General features: G+C 60.0%; 7 protein-coding genes. All 7 read left to right on the forward strand.

Features of this window, described 5'->3' with window-relative positions:
* Window positions 1-21 precede the first annotated feature (21 nt).
* The 7 genes from LB557_RS18830 to LB557_RS18860 all read left to right on the forward strand — a co-directional run bounded on the left by LB557_RS18830 (window position 22) and on the right by LB557_RS18860 (window position 12,115).
* Entirely contained in the window at window positions 22-681 is a 660-nt protein-coding gene (locus tag LB557_RS18830; RefSeq protein ID WP_224643003.1) for a gluconate 2-dehydrogenase subunit 3 family protein, read from the forward strand.
* Window positions 671-2,311 (forward strand): GMC family oxidoreductase, encoded by a 1,641-nt coding sequence (locus tag LB557_RS18835; protein WP_224643002.1) that lies wholly within the window; start codon window positions 671-673, stop codon window positions 2,309-2,311. The genes LB557_RS18830 and LB557_RS18835 overlap by 11 nt, the downstream gene beginning before the upstream one ends.
* Window positions 2,312-2,381: 70 nt before the next feature.
* Complete coding sequence (locus tag LB557_RS18840; RefSeq protein ID WP_224643001.1) at window positions 2,382-3,548, forward strand: Gfo/Idh/MocA family protein; 1,167 nt, start codon at window positions 2,382-2,384, stop codon at window positions 3,546-3,548.
* Between the two features lie 513 nt (window positions 3,549-4,061).
* Window positions 4,062-4,556, forward strand: coding sequence for an HNH endonuclease (locus LB557_RS18845; protein ID WP_224643000.1), 495 nt, complete (start codon window positions 4,062-4,064; stop codon window positions 4,554-4,556).
* 2,438 nt (window positions 4,557-6,994) lie between these two features.
* A complete protein-coding gene (locus LB557_RS18850; protein ID WP_224642999.1) occupies window positions 6,995-7,480 on the forward strand; it encodes a hypothetical protein in 486 nt (161 codons plus the stop codon).
* A 430-nt stretch (window positions 7,481-7,910) separates the two neighbouring features.
* Window positions 7,911-8,369: a BREX-3 system P-loop-containing protein BrxF gene (gene brxF, locus LB557_RS18855; protein WP_224642998.1), complete on the forward strand. Its 459-nt coding sequence runs from the start codon at window positions 7,911-7,913 to the stop codon at window positions 8,367-8,369.
* Window positions 8,370-8,389: 20 nt separating this feature from the next.
* Window positions 8,390-12,115 carry a DUF6079 family protein gene (locus tag LB557_RS18860; RefSeq protein ID WP_224642997.1) on the forward strand — a complete coding sequence of 1,242 codons (3,726 nt, stop codon included), beginning with the start codon at window positions 8,390-8,392 and terminating at the stop codon, window positions 12,113-12,115.
* The last annotated feature ends 30 nt before the right edge of the window (window positions 12,116-12,145 follow it).

Here is a 12,145-nt window from a genome sequence, read left to right on the forward strand (position 1 = left end):
AATCGCAGCAAGGGACATGCCATGTCTGACACCTTCCTCAATCCGCATCAGCGCGCCACGGTGGAGGCCGCGATGGCCCGCATAATTCCAACCGACGACACGCCGGGCGCACGCGAAGCCGGCTGCGTGGACTTCGTCGACCGCTATCTCTCCGGCATCGGCTATATCTTCGCCAAGCCCGACGGCTCAGGCTTCGAAGTTCTCGAAGGCGCATCGGCCAAGGCCTGGATGCAGCGCGTCGAAATCATGCGCGAACGCTATGTCGCCGGACTGCTCGACCTCGACGCCCGCGCCCAAGAGAGATTTTCGGCCAACTTCGTCGCGCTGGCGCCACAGCAGCAGGACGATATTCTTCATGAGTTGGAGCAAGCCGGCACGGGTGCGCCGACGACGCTCGCCGTCAACGATGCGCTCGCTGGTCCGGTTTCGCCCCAACCCGCGCTGCAGCAGACCTCAACGGAGGTCGATCTCGATTTCCTGCCGCTGCTGGTCACCCACACCCGCCAGGGTTTTTATGCCGACCCCATCTATGGCGGTAACAGGAACCGGATCGGCTGGAGGGTGATCGGCTTTCCAGGCCCCGCCTCGCTAAAGGATGTCCACACCGGCCGCTACACCACGCTGCAGTATTTCGCCGACGGCGAAGCCGAAAAGGTCGGGGAGTTCCACGATGGCCTATAAGAGAAAACCCGCGAGAACCGACGTCGTCATCATTGGCGCCGGCGCATCCGGCGCCGCCGCCGCCAAGGTGCTTTGCGAAGCCGGTGTCAAGGTCGTGGCCCTCGAAAAGGGGCCGTGGCGGAAGAAGGAAAGCTTTGGCGGTGACGAGCTCGCCAACATCAATCGCTACAATCTATGGCCGGACCCGATCCTCAATCCGCGCACATGGCGCGAGACCGCCGCCGACGACGCGCGTTCCGAAATGTTCTGCCCGGTGCCGCAGATGGTTGGCGGCGGCACCGTCCACTGGCAGGGTTGGTTGCCGCGCTTCACCGAGAACGATTTCCGCCTGCGCACCGTGGCCGGCGACCTGCCGGGCACCAGCCTTGCCGACTGGCCGATCACCTACGACGAGCTCGAGCCTTACTATCTCAAGGTTGAATGGGCATTTGGCGTGTCCGGCCAGCCCGGCGCCAACAAATTCGAGTCGCACCGCTCGGGCGGCTATCCGTGTCCGCCAATGCCGATGTCGCGCTATGCACAGAAGTTCATCAAGGGCTGCAACGCGCTTGGCTGGAACGCCTTCCCGACGCCGCAGGCCGCCTTGTCGCGCCCTTTCAACGGTCGCAAGGCGACAGTGGTCAGCGCTTTTGCACAACAGCACGGGGACCCGACCGGAACGCGCTCGTCGGCGCTCAACGTCTTCATCCCGGAAGCCGTTGCAACCGGCAATTTCGAGTTGCGGCCGGATTGCGTGGTTCGCGAACTCACTTTGGACAGCCAAGGCAACATCAAGGCAGCGATCTACCAGGACGCTGACGGCGACACCATCGAGCAAGAGGCCGATCTGTTCATCCTTGCCTGCGGCGCGATGGAAACGGCACGCCTGATGCTGTTGTCGAAGTCCGGACGCTTCCCGACCGGCGTAGCCAATGGCAGCGACATGGTCGGGCGCAACGTTACCTTTCACGAATACTCGGCTGCGGTCGGGACCTATGAGGATCCGGTCTATGCCTGGGCCGGCGGCGGCTATGTCAGCGCTTCGACCTTTCAACATTACGAGCACGACGCATCGCGCGGTTTCGTCTCCGGCGGGCACATCGCGGTGGCTGGCGTCGGCATCCCGCTGCCGATCAACTGGCGCATGCCAGGCACGCCATCATGGGGCGCTGAGGCCAAGAAGAATGACCGTGACCACTTCAGCCATTCGCTGGCAATTGCCATGGTGCTGCACGACATGCCCCAGCACGACAATCGCATAGACCTCGACGAAACGGTGGTCGACGCCTGGGGACTGCCGGTCGCGCGCGTGACACTGAAGCCGCACCAGAACGATCTCGACCAGGGACGCTACCTGATCGATCGCGGCGCCGACATTCTGGAGGCCAGCGGCGCTTTGACCATCCGCAAGGTCTATGCCGACCGCGTCACCGGCAATTGCTCGCACCAGCATGGCACGGCGCGGATGGGCGACAACGGGGCGACCTCGGTGCTCAACAGATGGTGCAGGGCGCATGAAGTCGAGAACCTCTACGCAGTGGACGGATCGCCTTTCCCGACCGGCACAGGCGCCAACCCCACGCTGACCATCATGGCCAATGCCTGGCGCGTCGCCGACAAGATCATCGCCGAGCGGGGCGCGGCTGCGTGATGGCCGGCGGGAGGCCGCCAAGGTCTGCCGCCTGCGACGTCTCCGATCGACCGCAGCAATGGAGAGCGCCATGAGCGGCAACCGTTTCGCTGGAAGGCGTGGCCGCATCCGTCTGGGGATGGTAGGCGGCGGCGAAGGAGCCTTCATCGGCGCGGTGCACCGCATCGCCGCCCGCCTCGACGACCGTTACGACCTGGTCGCGGGAGCGTTGTCCTCGGACGCGGCGCGCGCGGCACGATCCGCTGCGCTGCTCGGTCTCGACCCGACCCGCAGCTATGCCGATTTCACTGGCATGGCGCGCAGCGAGGCCTCCCGACCCGACGGCATCGAAGCGGTCTCGATCGTCACCCCCAATCACATGCACGCGCCGGCTATCCGCGCCTTTCTCGATGCGGGCATCCATGTCATTTGTGACAAGCCGCTGACGACGACGCTGGCCGAGGCGCTGTCGCTGCGGGAGGCGGCGCGGGTTTCTGGGCTGGTCGTGGCGCTGACCCATACCTATACCGGTTATCCCATGCTCCGGCAGGCCCGCGCCATGGTCCGCAACGGCGACCTGGGCGACATCCGCATCGTCCAGATCGAATACACGCAGGACTGGCTGGCGACGAAACTCGAGGACGGCGGCAACAAGCAGGCCGAGTGGCGCTCGGATCCAGCACGCTCGGGTGCGGGCGGCTCAATTGGCGACGTTGGCACCCATGCTTTCAATCTTGCCGGTTTCGTCACCGGGCTTGAGCCTGACGCACTATGTGCCGAGCTTACCACCTTCGTGGCAGGACGGCGGCTTGACGACAACGCCCAGATAATGCTGCGCTATGAAAACGGCGCGCGCGGCAGTCTCTGGTGCAGCCAGGTCGCTATCGGCAACGAGAATGAGGTCAGTCTTCGCGTCTATGGCTCGAAGGGAGCGCTGGAATGGAAGCAGCGCGACGCGAACCAGCTGGTCTGGTCGTCGCTCGGCCAGAACCGGCAAATCATTACCCGCAACGGCGCCGGCGCGGATGAATCAAACAGACGTGCCTCGCGCGTTCCGGCTGGCCACCCGGAAGGTTACCTAGAAGCTTTCGCCACCCTGTATCGTGAAGTCGCCGAGGCGATTGTCGCCATGCGCCAGGGCAGGTCGCGTGTGCCCGAAACGCTGTTCCCAACCGTCGACGACGGCGTCAAGGGCCTGGCTTTCATCGACGCCTCCATTCGTTCGTCGATTGCAGGAGGCGTCTGGACAAGATTGTGATGAGTGCCCTGCGGATCACGGTCGATCTGGGCAGCGATGCAAGAAAGGATTCAATTATATCTTATCTAAGTAATTTCAATGACTTATATACAATTTGTAACATTGGGACGACCCAACAAATGGTCCAGAAAGGAGACCAGTTCACTAAGGAATCTCGCTCTGAGCGACTTCCGAGAGTCTATGTCGTGGCGATCCGCGTTGGAAAGACCGCCGAGAAAAAATTGGGGAATGGCTCGATATTTGTTTCTGGGAGCAGGAAGGGATGGTCTCCCATGGAAGTCCGACGAAGTCCTAGGGTGAACATGCATATGTGAAGGGGATGCCTTCCGTCACCACCAGCTTTGGGAAACCAATCCTCCTCTGTGCCTTTCGAGCCAGTTCCTCCAGCCTTTGTGCTTGGCGAGAATGCGTCTAGGTAGCCAAAGCGCCACGGAATAGATCGCAACGGGCCGACGTGGAAATCTCCTCGGAACCGGCAGCAGTTCGATGGCCAACCTCGCTATAATGCAAAATATGACCAACAAGGCACTCACGCAGGAAATTCTTCTGGAGATCCTGGACTACGATCCGGTGACTGGCGAACTCAAGAACCGGATCAACCGCGGCCGCGCGAAAGCGGGCTTCGTTCACCGGACGAAGAACTCCAACGGCTATATCGTCATTCACCTCAAGGGCAAGCTCTGCCTCGCCCACCATGTCATCTGGAAGATGGAGACTGGCGAGTGGCCCGTCGACACCATTGACCACCAGGATCTCGACCGCACTAATAACCGCTGGGACAACCTGCGCGAGGCAAACCAGTGGCAACAGAAGACCAACCGCAAGGTCTTCAAGAACAATCGCCTTGGCATCAAGGGCGTGAGGCAGCGCGGCAATCGGTTCGGCGCCCACATCCGGCTCAATGGCAAGCTGCTACATCTGGGCCACTACGACACGGCGGAGGAGGCGTCTGAAGCCTACACTGAGGCCGCCAATATGGCCTTCAGACAATTCGCGCGGTCGGCATAATACAACCGGAAGCATGTTGCGCATGTTGTCACCACAACCTCGCATCGACAACATCAGCACCTAAACTGCCAACATTCGGGCCGCCGACAGACCGAAATGAGCGCCGACACCAGGCCAGGTGACAACATGGCCGACAACCAAAAGCCCCGAAATCGGGCGCTATGTTGCATTTAGTTTCCCCGTTGTTGTCGCTTTTGGAGCCAAAACCAGCTTTTTGCTCCGCTCATCAACATCGCAAACGGCTAATAAACCGAGCGAGAAGGCACACCGACGCTAAGAGGCACGCGGAACACAAGCGCCGTACAACAAAGTCCGAAAGCAATCGGAACGCACGGGTAAGACGCCTCGTGCGAATGATGAGACTGCTTGCCTCACAAGCTCCAAAACATATTCTGCTGACATGACAGCGCAGCGTGATCATCGTGGTACAGGATTGAAGACATCGGACCAGCCATATGGAAACACCGCAAGGATGATGGTCGCAATGCTAGTAGCTTGTAAGAAGAAATAGATCGGCATCGGCAGAGCGGAGGCTTCCACGCACGCCGTCGTTATCTTCGCCACTGCTCCTGCCCCCATTACCTCCCTTCGGCATAGTTCAGCATGCCTTGGTAACGGTGGTCCTTGGGAAGCTATGGAGCGCGTAGGCGAACCTTACCTCTCGACGGGGAAGCTCTCAGCGTCGTTCCCCGGGTGCAGCAGTCACTGACTGCGACGAGAGCTTCGGAACGCACCGGTGACGACCTGCGTGTCACCTGACAGCATCCGTATTGTGTTCAGCGACCTATGTCTTAACTCGGGAGCATCGGTCAGCCCTGAGCATCCGGTTCGCTCAAGATCCGAAGGTACCTACTCACGGAAACCCGAGACCAAGTGCCGGCGTTCGGACCCTTGATGCCGAGCGCGTTTAAGTGGTGCATCACGGCTGATGGCGATAGGTCCTGATCGTGTGGCAGCTCTGCCTTCATTTCTGCCACGATAGGTCGGATGCTTTCTGCGAGACGCCTGGCTCGCAATTTGTTCGCCTCCGCACCCTTCGCTTGCCCAAGAGTGACGTCTCTCGTTGGCTTTTTGCCGCTTTTCTGTCCAGTCGCAATAGCTTGCCTGGCCTGCGCACGAACAAATGCCGCGTCGCGGATCGTACGCCAAGCGCGCTTATCCATCTCGCGCGAGAGTTTGCCGGTCGAAGCGTCCAATAGATCGATGTCCAAAGCGAGGATGCGGTTCACACTTTTGGAAAACTGTTCCGCAGGAACTCGACTAAGAAGATCTCCAAGGTCTCCGACGATAAGAGGAACTCCATTGCCGCGGGCATCGGCTACAGCCTTGTGAAACGTCGGGTGATCTACGAACGCACGACGTCGATATGTCGTGACCGCGACGAAGCACTCGCCTGGAGTCCATCCGGTCTTTAACAGAAATCTGCCAATCCGCCCCAACTGCCGCTCGATAAGCGGCGCCTTCAGCTCCTTGGATGGGCGGGATCTTCCAGCAACATATCCGAACACAAAACAAGGACAGGATCGAGACGAAGGCATGTATCAGGACTCAGCTAGGCTTAGAGATGTTACAGTGAGGTGGCTTATGCGAGGAGCCGGTGCAGCTCGCAAGAGGCAAATGCAAGCCGCAGCCACGCACTAGGGAGTGGATCCGGAGCAGCTTCATTCCCGTCCGCATCCCGTCTTTTTGTAAATACATAGCTACATAGATACATACATAAACAATAGACGCGCTACGGACGGGAATGAGGGTTCCGGTTCCACCCGGATTTTCGTGGTAGAGCGTCACCAGAGAGCGTTCCGGTACCCCTGCACTCCTCGTACTTTTAGTGATGCGGCGCTCACCGGTGGCCGCCCCTGCGTCGCGCAGAGCATGTTCCTGCTGCTACAGCTTCGCTGAGTTTCAGAGATAGCTCGCCAATGCCGATCAGCAGTGAGCGAGCCTCACTTTCCTTAACCGACCGACGTGATCCCGACTTCCCGCAGAGGCGACGATTGAAGGCCCTCGACAGCGACCGGCAGATTGTGTTGATCCTGACGGCGACGCCGTCGGACGGGGTCGAGGCTGCAGCAGGCCCTCGACGCCGATCCGGGGCAGTTTCGCGCGCCGATTGTCAAACTCCGGTGCTCGGTCGCACGGCGCCCACTAAGGACCACCCCTGAGACGCGTAGCCGCATCCGCAGATGCTGATGCGTCTTGCTGAGAGACGTTGGAGAGCCGTCTTTGTCTTCTCGCCAGCGACTGCTTCTCCCCGGCGGCCATAATCTGCAAGGGATCATGGATGCTGCCGTCAGGTATGGAGCCGGGCTGTCGAGGACGATTAAGCATGCCGTCTGCGGCATGGCTGAGCCCTCTGACGGAAAATTCCAAGGAGCGAGAGCAGTCCAGATGACACCTTGTCTATAATGGAGGGGAAAGCAGAAAATCGGAGATTGGAAATGACGACTACGAGGCGGCGGCCCACCAAGTTTTCAATGGACCTGTTTTGCGTCTGGCCCAACTTTGATGTGCGCAAGGCCTCATATTTGAGGATTCCCGGTATAGTTTCCGGCGTGGACTACCAAGCACCCGGACGGGAAATGTCTGAAAAAGTGACCATTGGCGCAGATGCGTGGGAGGCGCTGGTGACTGGCTTGGAGATCTTTTCGCTCCCGGAGGACCGGCATGAGACCTGGCTCCGCCGTGGCAACGGCGAGCGCTACGAAACCAATACCACGCTGTTTCTTTGTAGCTTCTTTTTCTGCCGCGAGAGGATCCGGGCGATCGTTGACGCACTGCTTGGATTGGAGCCATTTCCTTCGACTCATCCCATCACGCGCAGTGCCATCAAGATGGTGTTAACGAAGGCCGGAGGTCTAATTCCTGCTGGAGACGAAGGTAATGGGGCCAAGAATATGGCATACTTCGAGGAAGTTGACCGATAGCAGTGACGTCGTGGCCAACTGTAGCCACGCAGTCATCCATTTCTCGACCCCTCGTTGCGATCTCCCGGCACGATCATTTTGATTGAATACCGCGCCTCCCCGGGCTATCCAACCTCTGACAGACCAAAACTGGGCGCGCCTGGCAATTGGGGTGGGTCATGTCACTCGGGGTGCACTGTGGGGACGGAAAAAGCGAGTCTTCGGTGGAACGTCGAGAGTTGGCACCCGATAACATTATCCCGTGGCGCGCCCCACTATCTTCGTGGCTCACAGTCTAAGCCACTTCCTGAAATCTGATGCCAGCCACTATCTCTCGCAGCTTCAGTCTGCTGCCGACGGAATCCCGGATCGTGCCACAGGGTCAGCAGATCGTCCTTCGGAATGCCAGTGAACCGCCGGGCATCCCCTTCATTGGCGATGGAGGGATAATATGCTGGAAGCGTTGAACCAGCGGGTAGACGATGTCGCGAGTCTGAACAGCAAGTTGATCATTGTGATTGGTCCGCCCCGGTCTGGAAAGACCAGACTGCTGAACGCGTTGGCGAAACAGCGCCAGGTCGGCGCGGTCAATGTCGGAGCGGCCCTAGGGCACATGTTGCTGGAGATTCCGGGGACCCGACGGCATGTTGAGGTGGGCGACCTGTTCAAGGATGTGGCCGCCGCTCACGCAGCAGACGGGCTCGTCCTGCTCGACAATATCGAGCTGCTGTTCGATCGCTCCCTGCGGCTCAATCCGCTTGATCTGTTGAAGCGACAGGCGCATGTGCGTCGGGTCGTGGCGGTCTGGCCTGGCGAAATCAACGGCAGTCGGCTCATCTACGCGGCACGGGGGCATCCGGAATATCAGGACCACGGCGTCGAGGGCCTGGTCCCATTTGAAATCAATTGATGGGGGAAGGCGAGATTTCAATGCGTTACAGTGATCTCATTCAGTTTGAGCCGATCGAGTCGGTGATCCAGCTTCTGGACGCCAATCGTCCGGATGAGGCCAAGAAGCTCGTCGCAACCTATGTCATTTCCGACGATATGGCTGAGCGGATTGGCAAGCAGATCATTCCCCAACTGTCGTTCGACGAGTCGGTTGATCACAAGGGCATCCTGATCGTCGGCAACTACGGCACTGGCAAATCACACCTGATGTCGGTGCTGTCGCTGGTGGCAGAGGATGGGGCCTATGCGTCGATGTTGCACCATCCCAAGGTCGCGGAAGCCGCAAGCGCGATCGCCGGGAAGTTCAGGGTCCACCGCATCGAAATCTCGAGCCAAATGTCGTTGCGGGACATCGTCACCCAGCAACTCGAACTGTTCCTTGAGAAGAGCGGCGTCACGTACCGCTTCCCGCCGGCCGACAGGGTGATCAACAATAAGGCCGCCTTTGAGGAAATGATGGCGGCCTTCACAGAGGTTCATCCAAACCAGGGCGTATTGCTCGTCGTCGACGAGTTCCTCGAGTATCTCCGGTCCCGCAGGGATCACGAGCTAGTTTTGGACCTCTCGTTCCTGCGCGAGATCGGCGAGGTGTCCAAGCATCTGCGCTTCCGTTTCGTCGCCGGTGTTCAGGAGGCGATCTTCGACAGCAGCCGCTTCCAGCACGTCGCGGACAGCCTGCGTCGGGTGAAGGATCGTTTCACCCAGGCGCTGCTTGCGCGACAGGACGTCAGCTTCGTGGTCGCCGAGAGGCTGCTCAAGAAGTCCGCCGATCAGCAGAGTAAGATCCGGACCTATCTCACACCGTTCGCCAAATTCTATGGCTCGATGAACGAGCGGATGGACGAGTATGTTCGGCTCTTCCCGGTGCATCCCGATTATATCGGGACGTTTGAGCGCCTCATCTTCACCGAGAAGCGTGGCGCGCTGGTGACGCTACGGGACCAGATTCAGGCCATCCTTGGCGATGAAGTGCCGACCGATCGGCCAGGCCTGATCGGCTACGACAAGTTCTGGGACACGGTGACGTCTAACTCGGTGCTGCGGGCCGATCCAAACATCGGTCCGGTCCTCAAGGTGGCGGAGGTTCTAACCGAACGAGTCCAGAAGGCATTCACGCGTCCCGCATACCGGCCGATGGCGCAGCGCGTCATCAATGGTCTCTCGGTAAACCGGCTCACGACGGGAGGGGACATCTACGTTCCGATCGGTCCGACGGCCGAGGAGTTGCGAGACACGTTGTGCCTCTATCAACCGGGCATCGAGGACATGGGCGGCGAGCCGGCCACGGATCTTCTCTCGCTGGTGCAGACCGTACTGCGTGAGACGATCAAGACCGTGAACGGGCAGTTCATTTCGAAGGCGCCCGACACCGAGCAGTTTTATCTCGATCTGAAAAAGGACGTCGATTACGACGCCCAGATCGAGAAGCGTGCCGAAGCCTTGTCTGACGATGCGCTTGATCGCGCCTATTACGGCGCGATCCGTCAGCTGATGGAACGCACCGACGAGACGGCTTACGTCACGGGCCATCAGATCTGGCAGTATCAAATCGAATGGCAGGATCGTCGTGTTGACCGCAACGGCTATCTGTTCTTCGGCGCGCCCAACGATCGCCCCACGGCCCAGCCCGAGCGTGATTTCTACATCTACTTCATCCAGCCTTTCGAACCACCGCGGTTCCGCGACGAAGCCAAGTCCGACGAGGTGTTCTTCCGGCTGAGGGGTCTGGACGACGCCATCAAACGTCACTTGTCTTTCTACGCGGCCGCCCAGGATCTCGCGTCGACCGCCAGCGGAGGCGCCAAATCCATCTACCTGGACAAGGCCAAGGAAGCCCTGCGCGACATGAGCAAGTGGCTGCAGGAAAAGCAGATGACGGCCTACGAGGTCACCTATCAGGGCAAGACCAAGACCTTGCAGGAATGGACCAAGGGCATCTCACTGCGCGATAAGGCTCGTCTCGGGTCGGAAGAGCGGATCAATTTCCGCGACGTTGTGAACGTCATCTCCGGCCTGGCGCTCAACAACCAGTTCGCCGATGTCTCGCCGGAATATCCAACGTTCTCGGTGCTGGTCACCGAATCCAACCGCAAGCAGCTCGTGGGCAGTGCGCTGAAGGCACTGGCCAGCGGCGCACGGACCAAGGACGCCATCGCGATCCTTGACGCGTTGGAGATGCTTGACGGCGATCGCGTTGATCCTACACGATCCCGTTATGCCCAGGAGGTGCTGTCCCGGCTGAAGGCCAAGGGCCACGGACAGGTTCTGAACCGCGGCGAATTGCTGAGCGGGACGACGGACGTCGAATATTTCGTACCCGTCAAGTTCCGCCTTGAGCCGGACCTGTTGGTGACCGTGTTGGGCGGGCTCGTCTATTCCGGCGACATCGTTTTGGCGATTACGGGCGACAAGGTCGACTCCGGCAAGACAACGCTGCTCGCCGAGAGGTCGCTGGAGGAGCTGAAGCAGTTCAGGCATGTCGAGGCGCCCAAGGAGATCAACGTCGCCGTTCTGCGCTCGTTGTTCGAATTGCTGGGGCTTTCCCCGGGGCTGGCGCAACTGGCGACCCAGGGCTCCGAAGAGCCCGTCAAGCAGCTGATGGAAGCCGTAGGCGGGCTGGTCCGGCGGGTGCTTCATGCCACCGCCGATATGCAGAGCCGGCTCAGCTTCTGGGGGCAGCCGCTGCTTCGCGAGGACGAGATCCGCGAATGGCGCGGCCGTCTGGAAGCCTTGAAGACCTTCACCGAGAGCCTGTCACCCTACAACACGGTGGGCAAGCTCAAGAACCTTCGCATCGGCTCCGACCACATCGAGGCGCAGAAGAAGAACCTGGAGACGCTCGCCGCTGTCGAGCGGATGCTGGATTTGGTCGCCGAACTTGGCGGCACGGCGAGCTACCTGTCGCAAGCCGAAATGGTGCTCCCGTCGGAGCACCCTTGGGTCAAGCGGGCCAAGACTGCGCGGAAGGAGGTCTTCGACAAGCTCTCGCAGGACAAGACCGCTCAGCAAGGCGCCGAATACCGTCAAACGCTGGCTCAGCTGAAGAAGGATTACATCAACGCCTATGTCGGCCAGCACAGCAAGGCGCGCTTGGGTGTTGCCGAGGACAAGACGAAGGGCGCGCTGAGGAAGGATCCGCGGCTCATAGCGATGCGCGCGCTGGCGGGGATTTCACTGATGCCGACCAGCCAACTGACGAGCTTCGACGACAAGCTCGACAAACTGAAGAGCTGCGCCGCGCTGGTGGAATCGGAGCTTTCCGCCAGTCCGGTCTGCCCGCACTGTCAGTACCGGCCATCCAGCGAGCAGGGCGATCTGTTGCCCGCCGCCAATGTGCTCAAGCAGCTCGACGAGGAGCTCGACAAGCTGCTCGAAAACTGGGTTCAGACGCTCGTCGAGAACCTCGACGATCCGATCATCCAGTCGAACTTCGAGCTTCTGAAGGCCTCGTCCCGCGACATCGTGACCGGTTTCGCGGAGAAGAGGACCCTGCCGGAAATCGTGACGCCGGAGTTTGTCGCGGCGGTCCAGGAAGCCTTGTCGGGCCTCGAGAAGATCAATGTAACGGGCGATGACATCAAGAAGGCGCTGCTCCAAGGCGGCTCGCCGGCAACGCCCGACGATCTGCGGAAGCGCTTCGAAACTTTCCTGAACGACCGCTGCAAAGGCAAAGACACAACGAAGCTACGCTTCGTGGTGGAATGAGCGACCGTTAGCAGCAGAACGAACGAGACA

Source organism: Mesorhizobium sp. BR115XR7A, from assembly GCF_020165315.1.
Taxonomy (GTDB): domain Bacteria; phylum Pseudomonadota; class Alphaproteobacteria; order Rhizobiales; family Rhizobiaceae; genus Mesorhizobium; species Mesorhizobium australicum.

Bases quoted from the DNA above. Each gene is read 5' to 3' on its own strand.
- LB557_RS18830 (WP_224643003.1), top strand. From the start codon at position 22: ATGTCTGACACCTTCCTCAATCCGCATCAGCGCGCCACGGTGGAGGCC.
- LB557_RS18835 (WP_224643002.1), top strand. From the start codon at position 671: ATGGCCTATAAGAGAAAACCCGCGAGAACCGACGTCGTCATCATTGGC.
- LB557_RS18840 (WP_224643001.1), top strand. From the start codon at position 2,382: ATGAGCGGCAACCGTTTCGCTGGAAGGCGTGGCCGCATCCGTCTGGGG.
- LB557_RS18845 (WP_224643000.1), top strand. From the start codon at position 4,062: ATGACCAACAAGGCACTCACGCAGGAAATTCTTCTGGAGATCCTGGAC.
- LB557_RS18850 (WP_224642999.1), top strand. From the start codon at position 6,995: ATGACGACTACGAGGCGGCGGCCCACCAAGTTTTCAATGGACCTGTTT.
- brxF (WP_224642998.1), top strand. From the start codon at position 7,911: ATGCTGGAAGCGTTGAACCAGCGGGTAGACGATGTCGCGAGTCTGAAC.
- LB557_RS18860 (WP_224642997.1), top strand. From the start codon at position 8,390: ATGCGTTACAGTGATCTCATTCAGTTTGAGCCGATCGAGTCGGTGATC.